At 70.6% G+C, this 17,618-nt stretch carries 15 protein-coding genes and 1 tRNA gene; 12 read left to right on the forward strand and 4 right to left on the reverse strand.

The window, feature by feature from the left end:
- Positions 1-86: 86 nt before the first annotated feature.
- Together FFT21_RS24190 and FFT21_RS24195 are read right to left on the reverse strand one after the other, a co-directional pair.
- A complete protein-coding gene (locus FFT21_RS24190) occupies positions 87-1,361 on the reverse strand; it encodes a transcriptional regulator (RefSeq protein ID WP_137816235.1) in 1,275 nt (424 codons plus the stop codon).
- Positions 1,362-1,619: 258 nt separating this feature from the next.
- Entirely contained in the window at positions 1,620-2,003 is a 384-nt protein-coding gene (locus tag FFT21_RS24195; RefSeq protein ID WP_137816236.1) for a helix-turn-helix domain-containing protein, read from the reverse strand.
- Positions 2,004-2,184: 181 nt separating this feature from the next.
- Between FFT21_RS24195 and FFT21_RS24200 the strand changes: the two genes are divergently transcribed.
- The 7 genes from FFT21_RS24200 to FFT21_RS24225 are packed head-to-tail and all read left to right on the forward strand — an operon-like array spanning position 2,185 to position 7,930.
- Entirely contained in the window at positions 2,185-2,394 is a 210-nt protein-coding gene (locus tag FFT21_RS24200) for a helix-turn-helix domain-containing protein (protein ID WP_225978711.1), read from the forward strand.
- The gene (locus FFT21_RS24205; RefSeq protein WP_225978712.1) at positions 2,391-2,771 is read left to right on the forward strand and encodes a WhiB family transcriptional regulator; all 381 of its coding nucleotides are present in this window, start codon (positions 2,391-2,393) and stop codon (positions 2,769-2,771) included. Before FFT21_RS24200 ends, FFT21_RS24205 begins: the two co-directional genes overlap by 4 nt.
- The gene (locus FFT21_RS24210) at positions 2,768-3,103 is read left to right on the forward strand and encodes a hypothetical protein (protein ID WP_137816238.1); all 336 of its coding nucleotides are present in this window, start codon (positions 2,768-2,770) and stop codon (positions 3,101-3,103) included. The genes FFT21_RS24205 and FFT21_RS24210 overlap by 4 nt, the downstream gene beginning before the upstream one ends.
- Positions 3,100-3,822 (forward strand): hypothetical protein, encoded by a 723-nt coding sequence (locus FFT21_RS24215; RefSeq protein WP_137816239.1) that lies wholly within the window; start codon positions 3,100-3,102, stop codon positions 3,820-3,822. Before FFT21_RS24210 ends, FFT21_RS24215 begins: the two co-directional genes overlap by 4 nt.
- 25 nt (positions 3,823-3,847) lie before the next feature.
- Positions 3,848-6,019, forward strand: a complete 2,172-nt coding sequence (locus tag FFT21_RS24220) for an FtsK/SpoIIIE domain-containing protein (protein WP_225978714.1) — start codon at positions 3,848-3,850, stop codon at positions 6,017-6,019.
- Positions 6,016-6,180 carry a hypothetical protein gene (locus FFT21_RS28970; protein WP_153816581.1) on the forward strand — a complete coding sequence of 55 codons (165 nt, stop codon included), beginning with the start codon at positions 6,016-6,018 and terminating at the stop codon, positions 6,178-6,180. The genes FFT21_RS24220 and FFT21_RS28970 overlap by 4 nt, the downstream gene beginning before the upstream one ends.
- Entirely contained in the window at positions 6,170-7,930 is a 1,761-nt protein-coding gene (locus FFT21_RS24225) for a recombinase family protein (protein WP_137816240.1), read from the forward strand. Before FFT21_RS28970 ends, FFT21_RS24225 begins: the two co-directional genes overlap by 11 nt.
- Here FFT21_RS24225 and FFT21_RS24230 read toward each other — a convergent pair.
- A tRNA-Leu gene (locus FFT21_RS24230) sits at positions 7,912-7,996 on the reverse strand. The two genes, FFT21_RS24225 and FFT21_RS24230, sit on opposite strands and share 19 nt — an antisense overlap.
- Positions 7,997-8,092: 96 nt before the next feature.
- Here FFT21_RS24230 and FFT21_RS24235 point away from each other — a divergent pair.
- Entirely contained in the window at positions 8,093-9,436 is a 1,344-nt protein-coding gene (locus tag FFT21_RS24235) for a M20/M25/M40 family metallo-hydrolase (protein WP_225978713.1), read from the forward strand.
- A 10-nt stretch (positions 9,437-9,446) separates the two neighbouring features.
- Here the strand turns inward: FFT21_RS24235 and FFT21_RS24240 are convergent, their stop codons facing one another.
- The gene (locus tag FFT21_RS24240; RefSeq protein ID WP_137816241.1) at positions 9,447-11,399 is read right to left on the reverse strand and encodes a DNA/RNA non-specific endonuclease; all 1,953 of its coding nucleotides are present in this window, start codon (positions 11,397-11,399) and stop codon (positions 9,447-9,449) included.
- Between the two features lie 414 nt (positions 11,400-11,813).
- Between FFT21_RS24240 and boxC the strand changes: the two genes are divergently transcribed.
- The 4 genes from boxC to FFT21_RS24260 are packed head-to-tail and all read left to right on the forward strand — an operon-like array spanning position 11,814 to position 17,471.
- Positions 11,814-13,529, forward strand: coding sequence for a 2,3-epoxybenzoyl-CoA dihydrolase (gene boxC, locus FFT21_RS24245; protein ID WP_137816242.1), 1,716 nt, complete (start codon positions 11,814-11,816; stop codon positions 13,527-13,529).
- A gap of 3 nt (positions 13,530-13,532) precedes the next feature.
- Positions 13,533-14,954 (forward strand): benzoyl-CoA 2,3-epoxidase subunit BoxB, encoded by a 1,422-nt coding sequence (gene boxB / locus FFT21_RS24250; RefSeq protein WP_137816243.1) that lies wholly within the window; start codon positions 13,533-13,535, stop codon positions 14,952-14,954.
- 9 nt (positions 14,955-14,963) lie between these two features.
- Positions 14,964-16,586 (forward strand): benzoate-CoA ligase family protein, encoded by a 1,623-nt coding sequence (locus FFT21_RS24255; protein ID WP_137816244.1) that lies wholly within the window; start codon positions 14,964-14,966, stop codon positions 16,584-16,586.
- Between the two features lie 27 nt (positions 16,587-16,613).
- Positions 16,614-17,471, forward strand: a complete 858-nt coding sequence (locus FFT21_RS24260; protein WP_137816245.1) for an amidohydrolase family protein — start codon at positions 16,614-16,616, stop codon at positions 17,469-17,471.
- Positions 17,472-17,618: the final 147 nt, after the last annotated feature.

Genomic DNA, 17,618 nt, shown 5'->3' on the forward strand with positions numbered 1-17,618 from the left:
TGGACGCCGTCGCCGACGAACTCAACGACCGGCCCCGGCAGACTCTCGGCTGGCTCAAACCCACCGAAGTCCTCAACAAACTGCTGCTAGAAGCTGGTGGTGCACCCACTACTTGACACCGCCCTGGCAAACTCGTAGTTGCCGCTGACGAGATTCAGCCCGAACCCGGTGCATTCGATCCTCATGCGGTCCGGGCCGTCCAGTAGCCAGCGCATCGGCTGAGACAGGCGACTTGGGTGCATCGGGTCTGCCCGGCGCTGATCGGCCACCGTGTTATCGATGTCGTCGCGGCCGAACAGTTCCTCTTCCATCTCCCGCAGCAGCGTCACCCCGAGCCGTGCGTCGGCGCTGAGGTCGGCCAGCGGCTGGTGGAAGCCCTTCGGGATGACCGCCAGGCGCCGCGCGGCGTTGACGACATGCCCGGACCGCTCCTGCACTAGGAGCAGGTAGTCCGCACCGCCGCGAAGGGGACTGGCCGGGCGAGCGATCGCGCAGAGGGCGAGTGGGCCGCCAGCGCAGAGCCGATCCGCGACGCCGAGGACCGACGCCAGGTCGGGCAGATACCGATCACGCAGCGGCAGGGCGCCCGGCCGAGGGGACAGGCCGGCCGAAACCGCGTCGACAAGCTCGCCTTCGAGCAGGTCCATCGTCACGGCGTAGCCAGCGAAGCGCGCCAAGCCGAGCGAACCTCCGATTGCGCCTTTGCTGACGTCGATGTCGGCGAGCCGATACAGCGGCATGTCCACGAGCCGAGTGCCCAACGCGAGCGTTTCGGCCAGCCGCTGGGCGGCGCGGCCGGCGGTTTCCACGTCCAAAGCGGCGCTTCCGTCGTCTGTGGCGCTGACGGGCGTGAGCCGGTCATGCGCGGGTACCAGTGGGCAGCCCAGGTCGAGCCAGTCGGCGCAGGTGAGAAGGCTGGTCATCACCTCGGCGCCGCTGCCATACCGGGCGCGGTAGCGGCCGTGATCCCCGCTCCGGGCGCCGTAGTACTCGCCGAGTGCGTGAGCGATGCGGCGCTGGTCCACGCTTGCCCGGCGGTTGGCTCGGTCTCGGAGGCCCCGCACGTCCAGGCGAACCAGGCGCGACGCGACCTCACGGCGAGCAGTGCCAGGAGGCCAGCCGGCATGTTGGTCGAGCCAGTCGAGCGCTGCACCGATGTTCGGATCGGTGATGAGCCGGCGTTCCGCGTCGGCTGCCGCCTCGTCCCGCTCGGCGTCGGGCTGCGGCTGCTCGGCGCTCTCGCCGACGAGCGTGGCGAACCGCGTCTTGACGGCCGGCGACGCCTGCTCAAGTGCGGTGTCCAGAAGCTGCTGCATTTCGGACTTCTGCCGTAGTTCCGGCTTCTTATGCCAGTCGGCCACCGTCCGGACGGCAATCCCGAGGTGTGCCGCGAAAGATTCGTTACTCATCCGCAGGGCAGCCTGGAGCGCGCACGCGGCGCGGCCTGTCCAACCGGTCGCTAAATCCATCGCCTCGCGGCTCCCATCATCGCATTATGCACTGCATCTGCACTGCTCATGCACTCGACCTGCATCGATGATGCATCAGTTTCCCGCTGGATTGGCAGTGAAATTGAAGCCATGCAAGACACCCAATCCAGCAAGCGAAACCACCGGGCCCTAGCGATTCGCGCGGACATGCTCGATCACCGTTGCGAGGTCGGATTTCAGGTCGTCCAGACGTTCGGTGATTTCGGTCATGCGCTGCTCAAGCGCGTCCAGCCGGGACCAGAGTGTGTCCCTGCCAGCGGTGACAGGCTCGTCCGGCTCAGGCGGCTTGCGACCTTGCAGGACGGCCGCCAGGTGCTCGGGGTGCCAACCAAGCGCCACGGACAGGGACTCCAGGGTCCGCGGGCTGCGGCGGCGCTCCACCGTGTGGTGCTGAATTTCCCGGACGATCGCCTGCGAGACATGCGAACGGTCCGCAAGTTCGCGTTGACGCCACCCGAGTTCGCTCACGCGCTCGTTGATGGCCTTGGCGACTGCCGCCCAGTCCTCCGACACCTTTTCCTCCGCGCTCCGCCTCCGCGCCGAGGTTAGCGGTTCCTTGCCATTCCACGTGCCACCGGGCGCTTCTTCGGCGCGCGGCCGACCAGACGTGTGCCCTTCTGCGCTGAAATCAGCAAATAAGTACTGAAATCATCAGGCTCTGCTTCGATCAAGGGACTTCCCAATGCGTAACGCCATGCCCAACGGCGGCCGGTCGAACTACTTCACCGTTCGAGAGGCCGCCACCGTTCTCAACGTCAACACCGACACGATTTCCCGCGCCGTCCGCGTCGGGACGATGCGCGCCGTGCGGCGGCGCGGCCGGCTCGTCATCCCGGCGAACGCGCTTGTGCGCCTGCTCGGTCGTCCCACGGACGACGGCCGCAAGTCCGGGAGTCGGCCATGATGACCTCCCGATACGACCTGTGGCTGATCGGCATCGCCTGGCGGCTGGACCGCCTGCGTTGGGTGCCGCGCGCCGTGCTCGCCGAGATCGTCCGGCGGGACGGCATGTGCATGTGGGTCCGCGCCTACGGCGACGAGCCGCCGTGGCAGGACGAACCTCTGACGGACCGCGAGTTGGCGGCGTTGCTGTGCGCTGGCTGCTCGGTGCAGGACGAGTGCCTGGAACTGGAACTACGCACGGCCGGCGAGCAGACGACCGGCGTGTGGGGCGCCCTGTCGGACGACGACCGCCGCGCGCTCTACCCGCACTGGCTCCAGCGCGGCGAGCGCGCCGAGGACCCGGACGCCAGCGACTCGGAGGGAGGGCCGTGGGCATGACGACCATCAACCTCACCCCCACCGAGATCATGGCCGGGCTGGGCGTGCTCGTGACGCTGCTGTGGGTCTGGCGGGCCGGTGCTCGCCGGGCGCGAGTGGCGGCCGACGCGGCGCGGACCGGTGCCCGTGCGGTGTCCCTGGCCGGCCGGGTGCTGTTCAACGCCGGCCTGATCGTCGCCGTGCAGTGGGTCGTGATCGCTCGCGGCGGCAACGGCTGGTTGTTGCTGGCCGTGCTCGGCCTACCGGCGCTGTTCGCCTCCTACGCGGTGACCCGGGCGCTGACGGTCAGCACGTACGACATGCCCCGGCGCCGGGGTGGTGGTCGGCGATGACACGACCGGACACGGGCGGGCGGCTGCGGCCGCCCGCCCGGCCCGCCGGGGCCGAACCGATCGAACGCGTCGCCGTCCAGGTGGACCGCCTGTGCTGGACCGGCATCCTGCTCGGGCTGGCGTTCACGATGACCAATGTCCAGCAGTTCGCGGCGGCCGGGTCGCGGCCGTGGTCGCTGCCCTGGCTGGCCGCGTGGCTGCTCGACCCAATGGTGTCGCTGGTGCTGCTGGCCGTCCTGCGCGCCGAGCAGGTCACCGCGCGCTACGGCGTGCGGACCGGCGGCTGGGCACGCGGCGCGAAGTGGTTCACGCTCGCGGCCACGTACGTGATGAACACCTGGTCAGCGTTCGTGGCCAGGTCGCCCGCGCTGGTCGTGCTCCACTCGGTGCCGCCGCTGGCCGTGTTCGTCGCGGCGGAGGCGGTGACCGATCTGCGCGACAAGCTCGGCGCGGCCATCGCGGCAGCGTTCGTGAACGCGCCGGACGCCAACGGCGAAGCACCGGAGACGCCGGCCGAAGATCAGCCGGTCGGCCCGGCGCGGCGGACGTCCTTTGCGGACTACCGGGCGCGTGCGCTGGCCGCGTACACGCCGGATGTGACCGTGACGCCTGCCTGGGTGCGGGAGGTCACCGGGTGCTCGCGCGGCATGTCGTCCCGGCTGGCGAAGGCGCTCGCCGCCGAGGTGCAGGCTGGGGAGGTCGGCCGTGAGCGTTCATGAACCGACCGGGAACACGCCGGACTCTGTGAACACCAAGGACGCCACCCTGCCCGTTCACGCGCAGTCCCGCGAGGTGGAGCCGGCCGTGCTGGACGGCGAGCTGGTCGCCGAGCCGCCGGGGCCGGTCTACGAACGGCCGAAGATTAATCGGCTCGTCTCCCGGTGGCTGCGGTCCCCGCGCGTTCCGAGGTACCTCAAGGATCGGCGGCAGGCCGCGCAGGCCGGTAAGGACCTGCTCGCGGCGATCCTGCGGTCACCGCTGCGCTACATGGGCGCGGTGGTCCGCGGCATCGTGGCGGCCGCCCGGTGGTGGCGGCAATGGGTCACCGTGCGCGACTACCGCGAAGCCGCCGAGCAGGCCGAGAAGCTGGCCGACAAGTTCGCCGAGATCCGGGCGCTGACGCTGTTCCGGTGGAAGGTCACCGGCGCCGTTGCCGTCGCGGTAGCGGCGGCGCTGCTCGTCGCAGATCTGGTGCACGGCCCGCGTGCGCTGTGGATCGCTGGGGGAGGCGTGTCGGTCGCGCTGGCCATCCTCGGCCGGCGCCGGGAAGGCAGCCCCGGCCGAAAGGCTGTGCTCGCCGGTCCGCGCACGCTGACGTGGACCATGGACCCGCAGATCCTGGTGGACGCGTTCCGGGACGCGAAGCTGATCGGCAAGGATGAAACGCTCCGCCTGGTCGAGCGCGCCGCCCGGGTCGGCGACGGGTGGGCGATCACGGTCGACCTGCCGGCCACCCGCAAGGCCGCAGACGTGATCAAGAACCGGGACGCACTGGCGTCGGCGCTCGCGGTTGATGAGGTTCAGCTCATCGTCGAGCGGGTCCGGGGCAACGGCGGGCACGCCGGCCGGGTGGCGATGTGGGTCGCCGATCAGGACCCGTACGCCTCGCCGCCGGTCCGGACGCCGCTGCTGCCGATGGAACGGTGGGACGCATGGCGGCCGGTGCCCTTCGGCCGGGACGCGCGAAACCGGCGGGTGGACCTGCCGCTGGTGTGGACCTCACTGCTCGTCGGCGCGATTCCTCGGCAGGGCAAGACATTCGCCGCACGGCTGGCCGCTGCGGGGCTGATTCTGGACCCGCACACCCGGCTGTACGTGGCCGACTTCAAGGCCGGCAAGGACTGGGACGCGGCCGCCGCCGTGGCGCACCGGTTCATGTCCGGCGACGAGTCCGAACACGCGCGGATGCTGATCGGCTGGCTGGTCGAGCTGATCAGCGAGGTACAGGACCGGTACCGGCGCATGCGCGCGCTGGACGACTCGATCTGCCCGGAGTCGAAGGTCACGCCGGCGATGTCGCGCGACCCGTCGCTGAACATGCCAATTACGGCGATCTTCATCGATGAGGTTCAGGTGCCGCTGGAGGACCGTTCGCCGGTCACGGTCGAGGGCAAGAAGCTCACCGCTGGCGAGTACGTCGGCGAGCTGCTGACCTGGCTGGCGAAGAAGGGGCCGGCCGCCGGGATCGTGCTGGTGCTCGCCACGCAGCGGCCGGACTCGAAGACCATCCCGTCCGGTCTGCGGGCGGTGCTCGGGTCGCGGTTCGCGCTGCGGGTGATGGACTGGCGGGACAGCAACATCATCCTCGGCGAGCAGATGAACACGCGCGGATACGACAGCAGTCGGCTGCTCGCCTCACACAAGGGCGTGGGCATCCTGCGGCCGGACGGCGACTCGGAAGCCGGCGCGGACGTGCTCGCGGTGATGGTGCGGACGTACTACATGCCCAATGAGGACTGGCAGACCATCTGCCAGCGCGGTCGGGCACTGCGGGAGGCGGAAGGCACGTTGACCGGCCACGCCGCCGGCCAGGACACGACGCCAGTGCCGGACCATGCCGCTGCCGCGAAGGCCATCGGTGCCGGCAACGCGTCGAGCCGGGCAGACTGGCGGGTGCACGAGCTGCCGGAACCACTGGCGTCTGTTGTGGACTACCTCGGCGCCGACCTGGAGCCGGACGGTCGGGAATTCGTGCCCACGGCCGAGCTGACCGAAGCGCTGGACCTGGAGGCGACGACGCTCGCTCAGCAGATGAGCGAGTTGGGCTGCCAGCCGACCCGGTACCGCATCCCGACCGAGGACGGCGAGACACGCCGCGTGCGCGGCTACCTCACCGCGGAGATCCGGGCAGCGATTGAGCGCGTTGCGGCTGATGAAATCAGCTCAAGCGATGACGCGCGCGGTGATCGACCATGAGCACCTACCGCCAGGAAGGAGAGGACATCACGGTCCACCTGCCGGATCAACTACCTGTACTGACGCCGGATGTTGCGCGCATACTGCTTGCCATACTGGTCGAGCTGGCCGAGAGCAAGGGCCGTCGACCGAGCGGCGAAGGGGAGCGGCGTGACTGCTGAAATCAGCAAAGACCCGTGGGCGACGCTGGACGATCTACTGGGGGTGGAGGTCGCCGACACCGGCGAGGACGGCATTGGACCGGTGGCCTTCTACGGCCGGTGCTCGACCGAGGACAACCAGGACCCGGAGACGTCGCATGCCTGGCAGTTGGGCAACGCGAGCAAGTTCGTGGAACCGATCGGCGGCACGGTGGTGGCGGAGTTCTTCGACGTGGGGCAGTCCCGCTCGGTGCCCTGGGAGCGGCGGACGCATGCGAGGCGGCTATTGGATGCGCTGAAGAACCCCAACCGAGGGTGGGATGCGGTTGTGGTGGGGGAGGGGACGCGGTGCTGGTTCGGCAACCAGTTCTCCCTGATCGCGCCCCGGTTCGCCGCCTATGGTGTGGATCTGTGGGTGCCCGAACTCGGCGGGAAGTTCGACGCCCGCAACCCGTCCCACAAGATGCTGATGAGCGTGCTCGGTGGGATGAGCGAGTCCGAACGCCAGCACGTGCAGGCGCGGGTCCGCGCGGCCATGGATGCCCAGGTGGTCAACGAGGGACGGCACCAGGGCGGCCGGGCGCCGTACGGCTACGTGGCGGTGGACGGCGGGCCGCACCCGAACCCCCGCAAGGCGGCCGAGGGCTACCGGCTGCGCGTGCTGGCGATCGATGAACCATCGGCGGCAGTGGTGCGGCGGATCTTCGCCGAGTACCTGGACGGCAACGGTGATCGGGCGATCGCGTACGGGCTGAACCGGGATGGGATTCCGTGCCCGTCGGCGCGTCGGCCGGATCAGAATCGGCACCGGCTGGCGGACGGTTGGCAGGGGAGCACGGTCCGGGCGATTCTGGAGAATCCCCGCTACACGGGCTATGCGTTCTTCGGCCGGTGGTCGAAGCAGGAAACGCTGCTCGACCCGGATGACGTGGCGGCCGGGCACGTGACGCGGTTCCGGCGGTCGACTCCTGACCGGGTCGTGCGGTCCCGGCGGCCGGCCCACCCGGCGATCGTGTCGGTGGAGGACTTCACGCAAGCTCAGTTGCTTCGCCGGTCCCGCGCCGGGGGCGGGATGCGCGGGCTGGCCAAGCTGGAGCGCACCCGGACCACCGGAACCCGGCCATACGTACTCCGGGGACTGATCCGCTGCGGGATCTGCCTGCGCAAAATGCAGGGCGCGGTGATCCGCAAGCGGGATGTCTACTACCGCTGCGTGGCCCGGACCCTGGCGCCCGGCTCGATGGCGCTGGCCGATCACCCGAAGACGGTGAACCTGCGGGAGGATCAGGTGCTGGAGCCGCTGAACCGGTGGCTCGATGGTCTGTTCGCTCCGGAGAACGTCGATGGCACGGTGGCGGCGATGGTCGCCTCGCAGACGGAGGCGATCGACGGCCGGACCGCGTACGAGGTGGCGAAGCGGCGGCTTGCCGACGCGGAAGCGCGGCTACGCCGGTTCCACGATGCGATCGCCTCCGGTGTCGACCCGGCGGCAATGGTGGAGGCGATCAACGACGCGCAGGCGGAGCGGGCCACCGCGCGAGCCGAGCTGGAGAGAACACCGGCACCGGACGTGCTCACCGATGGCGAGGTGTACGCGCTGGTGGACTACCTCGGCGACGTCGGCGCGACGTTGGCCGATGGTCGACCGGAGAGCCTGAGCCGTCTCTACGCGAAACTGCGGCTTGAACTGCGGTACGAGCACCACGAGCGGGCCGTCCTGGCGACGGCCGCGCCACGTGTGGTTAGCGAGCGTGTCCGAGGGGGGACTTGAACCCCCACCCCCTTATACGGGGACTAGCACCTCAAGCTAGCGCGTCTGCCGTTCCGCCACTCGGACCTGCGGTTTCCCGCGATGAGCAACAGAGTAGCTGATCCACTCCCGGCAACCCAAACTGGGGGTCTCCCGTCACGTTCACGGTGGTAGGAAGGCCGGGTGACGAACGATCGTAGGGAAGAGCAAGCCGTGGGGCTGCGGCTGGCCGAGGACGAGGTGGTCGGCCTTGCCAGTGACCTCATCCGGATCGACACCACCAACACCGGTGACCCGGCGACGCTGAAGGGGGAGCGGGCGGCCGCCGAGTACGTGGCGGAGAGGCTGGCCGAGGTCGGCTACGAGACCACCTACGTCGAGTCTGGTGCGCCGGGCCGAGGCAATCTTGTCGCCCGGCTGCCCGGCGCCGACCCGAGCCGGGGAGCGCTGCTGGTGCACGGACACCTGGACGTGGTCCCGGCCGACGCGACGGAGTGGTCGGTGCACCCGTTCTCCGGGGCGGTGCGGGACGGCTACGTCTGGGGCCGCGGCGCGGTGGACATGAAGGACATGCTGGCCATGACGATCGCGGTGGCCCGGCGGTTGCGACGGGACGGCATCACGCCGCCGCGCGACCTGGTGTTCGCGTTCCTGGCCGACGAGGAGGCCGGCGGTCTGCAGGGCGCCCAGTGGCTGGTTGACCACCGGCCTGAGCTTTTCGAGGGCTGCACCGAGGCGATCGGCGAGGTTGGCGGGTTCTCCATAACTCTGCGTGACGACGTGCGCGCGTACCTGGTGGAGACCGCGGAGAAGGGCATCGCCTGGATGCGGCTGCGGGTCCGGGCCCGCGCCGGGCACGGGTCCATGATCCACGAGGACAATGCGGTCACCAAGCTGGCCGAGGCGGTGGCCCGGCTGGGCCGGCACCGCTTTCCGCTGGTGCCCACCGACTCGGTCCGCGAGTTCCTGGCGGGTGTGACGGAGCTCACCGGCCTGGAGTTCCCCGAGGACGACCTGGACGGCGCGGTGGCGAAGCTGGGCGGCATCGCCCGGATCGTCGGTGCCACGCTCCGGGACACCGCCAACCCGACCATGCTCGACGCCGGCTACAAGGCGAACGTGATTCCCTCGACGGCCGAGGCCGTGGTGGACTGCCGGGTCCTGCCTGGTCGGCAGGAGGCGTTCCTGCGCGAGGTGGACGAGCTGATCGGCCCGGACGTGGAGCGGGAGTGGATCGCGAACCTGCCGCCGGTGGAGACCACCTTCGACGGCGCCCTGGTCGACGCCATGGCGGAGTCGATCCGCGCGGAGGACCCGGAGGCGCGCACCCTGCCCTACACGCTCTCCGGCGGCACGGACGCCAAGGCGTTCAGCCGGTTGGGCATCCGCTGCTTCGGTTTCGCGCCGCTGCGGCTGCCCCCTGATCTCGACTTCTCGGCGCTGTTCCACGGGGTGGACGAGCGGGTGCCGGTTGATGCGTTGCGGTTCGGCGTTCGGGTGCTGGACCGCTTCCTGCGTTCCTGCTGACGCCAGCTGGTCACAGCGTGAGCTGCTCGGGGCGGGTGATCTCCATGGCGGTGGTCGCGGCCTCGAGCCGGTTCAGCGGGTCGGCCTCGGTGAGCGTGCCGAACGACAGCTGGGTGAGATTCTCGATCCGCCGCACCGGCACCTGATAGGTGCGGTAGGCGCCGTAGTCGAACTCCTCGGGCCGCAGTTCCAGCCCACGGATGAGGTCCTCCTGGCTGAGCAGGTAGCCGGTGGCGGACAGCATGCCGGCCCGCGTCACCATGACCACGACCTTCCAGAACTGGCGGGGGAGCTGCACACCGCGGTAGGGGTGGTCGTCCGGGGCGAGGACCGGGCCGGTGAAGACGCTGACCTTGAGGTCGCGGTTGTCCGCGTTCTCCAGGACGTAGTCCTCCAGCCCCGCCCAGGTGGTCCGGTTCTGGTTGAAGTCCTTGTGCTGCGGCGTGCAGTTGGTGAAGTGGAAGGTGTCGTCGTTGGCGCCCTTGGCGATCGTGCGCGTACCCCATGCCGGGTCGAGGCGGCGCACCAGGTGGCCACGGTCGAGCGGGTTGTCCCGGTAGACCTCCTCGCCCGCCTGCTCGTCGGCCGGCACCCTCGGGTCCAGCGACCAGCGGTCCGGCTCGCGGCGCAGCCGCACGCTGGTGTTGCCGTCGATGTTGACCGCGGTGCAGAAGGCGAGCCGCCGCTGCTTGTTCAGCACCACGCTGAAGTGGTGGTACGGCAGCACGTGGCGGGGAGCGCCGGTGGCCACCCGGTTGACCGCGGCCAGCGGCACCAGCCGCGGTGGCAGGTTGGGCATCGGCACCGGTTCCGGACCGGCGAGGAAGTTCGGGTCGTAGCCCTCCCGGTTGGCATAGTCGGGGTCGATCTGGATGGCCTCCCCGACGGCTGGCGGCCCCACGGTGTCGACCGGCTCGGCACCGACCGGCATGGCCTGCGCGACCGCCTGGTGGGGCGCACCGGGTGCCGGGCGAGGTGCCGGCACGGCGGCGTGCCCGGCGAACACCCGGTCCACCAGCGCCTGCTGCTCCGGCGGGAACTGCTGGCGGCGCAGGAAGCCCAGCAGCTGGCTGACCCGTACGCCCTCGTTGACAATGCCGCCCATCTCGCCGTGCGCGGGCGCCGGGACACCGGCATGGTGCAGCGCGACGATTTCCCACTGGTCGTTGAACACCGGGGAGCCGGATGACCCCGGCTCGGTGTCCGTCTCGTAGTGCAGGAACAGGTCGAGCACGTCCACGATGCGGTTCTCCCGCAGCGCGACCTGCTTCTTCTCGCCCCTCGGATGCTGCACGATGGTGACGAAGTCGCCGACGATCACCTTGCCCTCGGACTCCGTCAGCCGGTTGAACCCGAACCGGGCCAGGTCGTCCGGGTCTGCCTTGACCGCGACCAGCGCGACGTCCAGCGTCTCGTCGGCGACGAAGAACCGCGCGGGATCCAGCGCGAAGCTCACCGTCGGCCGCGGACGGCCGTCCACGCCGTCCTGGTAGTCGAACTCGATGCTGCTCGACTCGGCGGTCCCGGCGTCGGGCAGCACGTGGTGGTTGGTGAGCAGCAGTTCCGGCGAGACGAGGGAGCCGGTTCCGTAGCCGACCAGCCGGCCGTGCACGTCGCCGATGTTCACCCGGCCCACCGCCTGCGCGGCCGTCGCGCCACCCTCCAGGTAGCCCACGCCGAGCAGGTCGCTGGTCTGGATGATGCGCTCCAGCACGGCGCCGGCCGCCGCCACCGCGGCGGTGTCCCCGGAGACGATCGCCCTCGGGTTGATCGGTTGCACGTCCGGTCGGTGCCGGCTCAGCCGGTCGATTCGGGTCGCCACCCGGTGCGGGTCGTCCGCCTGGGCGAGCCCGCCCGGCTCGCGCAGCATGCCGATTCTCCGGAGGCGCTGGTCGCTCCGGTCGGCCACCCGCGCGGCGACGGCGTTGCGTTGGGTGGGCGGCAGCACCGTGGCCGAATTCATGGTTTTGCTTCCCCTCTGTCTCGTCCACGGATCGATTCACCGGTCGGGCGGTCTCCGCGCCAACCGGGTGTCCGAAGGGGACGGTCCGGCGTCGGTTTGTCGTGTCCCGGGCGCGGAGGAGGCGTGCCGGACGCCACCGCGGAGAACCGTCTTTCCCGTTCTTGGGGGAGCCGACAAACGCAGCCTAACACGGGCACCGGGCATTTCCCGATTTCCGGTTTTGGTCGGAAACGCATTTCTTTCGCTTGGATGACTCGTTCCGTAGTTGGTGCTCGGTCCGGCACCGCGGGCGCCGGTGCGGGCCGTCGCCCGCGTGCCGGCGCGGCCGATCTTCTACAAAACCTTGACGTGACCATGGAAGTATGTCGACGATGAGCGTCGATCCGGTCAGCCACGACGAGGTGGAGGACGACCATGGCAGTCGCCACCGACCGAGAGACGGCGCCCGAGGTCAGGCCGGGCGGTGCCGCGCAGGTGTCGTTCGACGCGCACCCGGACGGCTACCGGCACTGGAGGCTGCGGCTCGACGGCGAGATCGCCTGGCTGGTGCTCGACGTGGACGAGGCCGCCGGCCTGGTCCCCGGGTACGAGCTGAAGCTGAACTCCTACGACCTGGGCGTGGACATCGAGCTCTACGACGCCACCCAGCGGCTGCGGTTCGAACACCCTGAGGTGTGCGCCGTGGTGGTGACCTCTGGCAAGGACCGGGTGTTCTGCGCGGGGGCGAACATCCGGATGCTGGCCGGCTCGCCGCACGAGTGGAAGGTGAACTTCTGCAAGTTCACCAACGAGACCCGCAACGCCATCGAGGACGCCACCGCGCACTCCGGGCAGACCTACCTGGCCGCGGTGAACGGCTCCTGTGCCGGCGGCGGCTACGAGCTGGCGCTGGCCTGCGAGCGGATCCTGCTGGTGGACGACAACTCCTCGGCGGTGGCGCTGCCGGAGGTGCCGTTACTGGGCGTGCTGCCGGGCACCGGCGGGCTGACCAGGGTGGTGGACAAGCGCCGGGTGCGCCGGGACCGCGCCGACGTGTTCGCCACCCGCCCGGACGGCATCCGCGGGCGCACCGCCGTGCAGTGGCGGCTGGTGGACGAGCTGGTGCCGCCGCGCCGGTTCCACGAGGTGGTGCGGCAGCGGGCGGTCGAGGCCGCGGCGAACTCCTCACGGCCGGCCGGGGCCACCGGGATCGAGCTGACGCCGTTGCGCCGCGCGGTCACCGAGCACGCCATCAGCTACGACCACGTGGCCGCGGAGTTCGACCGGGCCCGCGGCCTGGTGACCATCACCGTGCGGGTGCCCGACGAGCCGGCACCGAGCGGCCCCGACGCCATGCACGCCCGTGGCGCGGCGTTCTGGCCGCTGGCGATGACCCGGGAGCTGGACGACCTGATCCTGCGGCTGCGCACCAACGAGCCGGCGCTGGGCACCTGGGTGATCCGCACGGTTGGCGACCCGGACACCGCGCTCGGCTACGAGAAGCTGCTCACCGACCGCGCCGGCACGGACTGGCTGGCGAGCGAGATCCTGCACTACTACAAGCGCACGCTGAAGCGGCTGGACGTGACCAGCCGCAGCCTCGTCGCGCTGATCGAACCGGGCTCCGCCGCGGCGGGCATGCTTTTCGAACTGGCGCTGGCCTGCGACCGGCAGTACATCCTGGACGGTCCACCGATCGACGACGAGGACAGCGACGAGCGCGCGTCGATCACCCTGTCCGAGGCCAACTTCGGCGCCTTCCCGATGGGTAACGGGCTGTCCCGGCTGGCCTGCCGGTTCTCCGGCGAGGACGAGCACCTGGCCTGGCTGCGCGGCGAGGTGGGCCGGACGCTGACCCCGGCGGAGGCCAACGAGCTGGGCTTGGTCACCGACGCGCCGGACGACATCGACTGGGAGGACGAGATCCGCCTGGTCGTCGAGGGGCGGGCCGCGCTGTCGCCGGACGCGCTGTCCGGGATGGAGGCCAACCTTCGGTTCGTCGGGCCGGAAACGATGGAGACCAAGATCTTCGGACGGTTGTCGGCGTGGCAGAACTGGATCTTCAACCGGCCCAACGCCGCCGGGCCGGACGGTGCGCTGCGCCGCTACGGCACCGGGCAGAAGGCCGTGTTCGACCGGAAGCGGGTGTGAGTGATGCCGACCGCGATCAACTACCAGGACAAGATCCCGAACAACGTCGACCTGTCCGGGGACCGCCGGCTGCAGCGCGCCCTGGAGGGCTGGCAGCCGCGGTTCATGAACTGGTGGGCCGAGATGGGGCCGGCGCTGCAGACCCAGGACGTCTACCTGCGCACCGCGGTGTCCGTCGGCCGGGACGGCTGGGCGCACTTCGGACACGTGGCGCCCGAGGAGTACCGGTGGGGGATCTTCCTGGCCGAACGGGACCCGGATCGGCGCATCGCCTTCGGCGAGCACCAGGGTGAGCCGGTGTGGCAGCAGGTGCCCGGCGAGTACCGGGCCGACCTGCAGCGGCTGATCGTGGTGCAGGGCGACACCGAGCCGGCGTCGGTGGAGCAGCAGCGGCTGCTCGGGCTGACCGCGCCGTCCCTGTACGACCTGCGCAACCTCTTCCAGGTCAACGTGGAGGAGGGCCGGCATCTGTGGGCGATGGTGTACCTGCTGCACGCCTACTTCGGCCGGGAGGGCCGCGAGGAGGCCGAGGCGTTACTGCACCGCAACTCCGGCAGCCCGGACTCGCCGCGCATCCTCGGCGCGTTCAACGAGGAGACCGCCGACTGGTTGGCGTTCTACATGTTCACCTACTTCACCGACCGGGACGGCAAGTACCAGCTGGGCACGCTCAAGGAGTCGGCGTTCGACCCGCTGTCGCGCACCTGCGAGTTCATGCTCAAGGAGGAGGCGCACCACATGTTCGTCGGCACCACCGGTGTCGACCGGGTGGTGCGGCGCTCCGCCGAGCTGATCCGGGAGCACGACACGCTGGACATCGGCCCGCACGGCGGTATTCCGCTGGAGATCATCCAGAAGTACCTGAACTTCCACTACAGCGTCTCCCTCGACCTGTTCGGCAGCGAGACCTCCACCAACGCGGCGAACTACTACACCGCCGGGTTGAAGGGCCGCTGGCAGGAGACCCGGCGCAAGGACGACCACCGGCTCACCGAGGACAGCGTCCTGCTCGACAAGCCGACCGCCGAAGGCACCTGGCAGCAGGAGGAGCTGCCCGCGTTGCTGGCGCTCAACCTCGACCTGCGGCAGGAGTACATCGCCGACTGCGCCAGCGGCGTCAAGCGGTGGAACAAGATTCTCGCCGAGCACGGCATCGATTTCCGGTTCGCTCTGCCGCACCCCGGTTTCAACCGCAGGGTCGGGGTCGGCGCCGGGTTCCACGTCACCCCGGACGGCACGATCGTGGACGAGCGGACCTGGGAGGCCGGCCGGTCCCACTGGCTGCCCACCAGCGAGGACCTCACCTTCGTGCGGTCGCTGATGCACCCCGTCTACGAGCGCGGCAAGATCGCCAGCTGGGTCGCGCCGCCGCGGAACGGCATCAACGGCAAGCCGTTCGACTACCAATACGTCCACCTTGCCTGAGGTGACGCCATGCCAACCTCATTCAACGCGGCGGACTACCTGATCGACCGGCACGTGCGGGACGGCGAGGGCGCTCGCCCCGCCGTCACGTGCGGCGAGCGCACCCTCAGCTACGCCGACCTCGCCGACGAGGTGCACCGGGTGGCCGCCGGCCTGCGCGCCCTCGGCGTCCGGCCCGAGGAGCGGGTCATGTTCTGCATGGCCGACGGCGTGGAACTGCTCGCCGGCATCCTCGGCGCGATGCACGCCGGTGCGGTGCCGGTGCCGGTGTCCACCATGTTCACCGGCGCCGAACTGGCTGGCGTGCTGGCCGACTCGCGCGCCCGGGTGCTGTGCGTGTCGGCGCGGTTCGCCGCGGCCGCGCGGGCGGCGGTGGGTGCCGCACCCGAGGTCACCGACGTGGTGCTGGACGGCGCGGCCGACGTGCTGGGCCGGCCGGGGATCGCCGTGCACTCCTGGGCCGACCTGCGTGCGGCGCAGCCCGCGGCCAAGCCGTACGACACCTGGGAGGACTCCCCGGCGCTGTGGCTGTACACGTCGGGCACCACAGGGCTGCCGAAGGCGGCGATGCACCGGCACGCCAGCATCCGCAGCGTCGCCGAGTGCTACGGCCACGGCGTCCTCGGCGTCGCGCCCGGCGACCGCTGCCTGTCGGTGGCCAAGCTGTTCTTCGCCTACGGCATCGGTAACTCGGCGTTCTTCCCGCTGGCCGCCGGCGCCACCGCGGTGCTCGAGCCGGAGCGGCCGACCCCGGCACTGATCGCCGAGCGGGTCCGGGCGCAGCGGCCGACGCTGTTCTTCGGCGTGCCCACCTTCTACGCCGCGCTGCTGGCCAGCGACATCCCGGACGACACGTTCGCCTCCGTCCGGCAGGGCGTCTCCGCCGGCGAGGCGCTGCCCGAGGTGCTGTTCGAACGGTTCCTGCGCCGGTTCGGGGTGGAGATCCTCGACGGTCTCGGCTCCACCGAGGCGCTGCACATCTTCCTGTCCAACCGGCCCGGCCGGGTCCACCCCGGCTCCTCCGGCATCCCGGTGCCCGGCTACGACGTCGAACTGCGCGACGAGCACGGTGCGGTCATCGCCGAGGCCGACCGGCCGGGGGACCTCTACCTGCGCGGGCCGTCCATCGCCACCGGCTACTGGTGCCGCACCGACACCACCCGCCGGGTGTTCCTCGGCGAGTGGCTGCGCACCGGCGACACCTACGTGCGGACCGGTGACGGCAGCTACCGCTGCCTGGGCCGCAGCAACGACATGCTCAAGGCCGGCGGGATCTGGGTGTCCCCCGGTGAGGTGGAGCACCGGCTGCTGGAGCACCCGGCGGTCGCCGAGGTCGCCGTGGTGGCCGCCCCGGACGACGACGGCCTGGACAAGCCGGTCGCCTGCGTGGTGCCCGCCGAGGGGAGCGGGGTGGACGCCGACGAGTTGGTCGCCTGGTGCCGCACCGGGCTGGCGGCGTTCAAACGCCCGCGCGCCGTGGTGACCGTGGCCGAGCTGCCGAAGACCGCGACCGGCAAGGTCCGCAGGAACGTGCTGCGCGAACTGGTGCGGGACACCCTCCGTACCCGGACCGATGAGGCGGCCGACCTCACACCTGCTCCGCTGGACACCGCTGCCGGCAGCGGATTATGAAGCAACCAGGCGACGAGGAAGGGTCCGATGCTCGACGGAGAGGCGCTCGTTGACGCGCATGTGCACGCGCCCCGGCTCGCCACCGTCAAACCGGCCTGGTATGAGTGGGCGCAGCAGTTCTCCGGCCCGCACGACTGGCGCTCCGCCTACGACGCCGACGGTGACCCCGTCCCGGAGCGGCTGGACGCGCTGCTGGCCGCCGAGGGCGTGGACCGGGCGCTGCTGTTCTGCGAGTACAGCCCGCGGGCGACCGGCATCCAGCCCATCGAGGACAACCTGCCGATCGTCGAGCACAACCCGACCCGGTTCCGGTTGGTGGCCAACGTCAACCCGCACCTGCACCACCCGCTGGCCGCCGAGGTGGAGCGGCAGCTCGACCTCGGCGCGGTGGCGTTGAAGCTGCACCCGGTACACGCCGGGTTCCGGCCGGACGACCGCGAGCTGTACCCGGCGTACCAGGTGTGCGCGGAGCGGGGCGTCCCGGTGATCCTGCACTCCGGCACGTCCAGCTTCCCCGGGGCCCGGTCCGCGTTCGGCAACCCGGAGCTGTGGGTGCCCGTCGTCGAGGACTTCCCGCAGGTCGACTTCGTCTTCGCGCACGGGGGACGCGGCTGGTGGTACGACGTGGCGGCGTTCCTCGCGCTGGCCAAGCCGAACGTGTGGCTGGACCTCGCCGGGCTGCCACCGAAGAAGCTGCCCGAGTACTACGCCCGGTTCGACCTGACCCGGCTCGCCACCAGGTGGATCTTCGGCACGGACTGGCCCGGTGTGCCGGGGCCGGGTCGCAACGCCGCCGCGCTGGCCGGCATCGGCCTGCCACCGGATGTGCTGCGCGGGGTTCTGTCCGGCAACGCGGCGAAGGTCTTCCCCGGCCTGGACATCTGACAGCCTGTTCCGGAACTGGACTGACTTCGGGGAACGCGCCGGGGCGAAGCCCCTGCGATCGTGGGGGCGGGCGAGCCACCAGGACAAGCAGGGGTGTGCCCGGTCACTGCGAGCCCGGCGACACGATCGCGGCGCGCGTTCAGCAAC

This window comes from Gandjariella thermophila, from assembly GCF_005405885.1.
GTDB lineage: Bacteria > Actinomycetota > Actinomycetes > Mycobacteriales > Pseudonocardiaceae > Gandjariella > Gandjariella thermophila.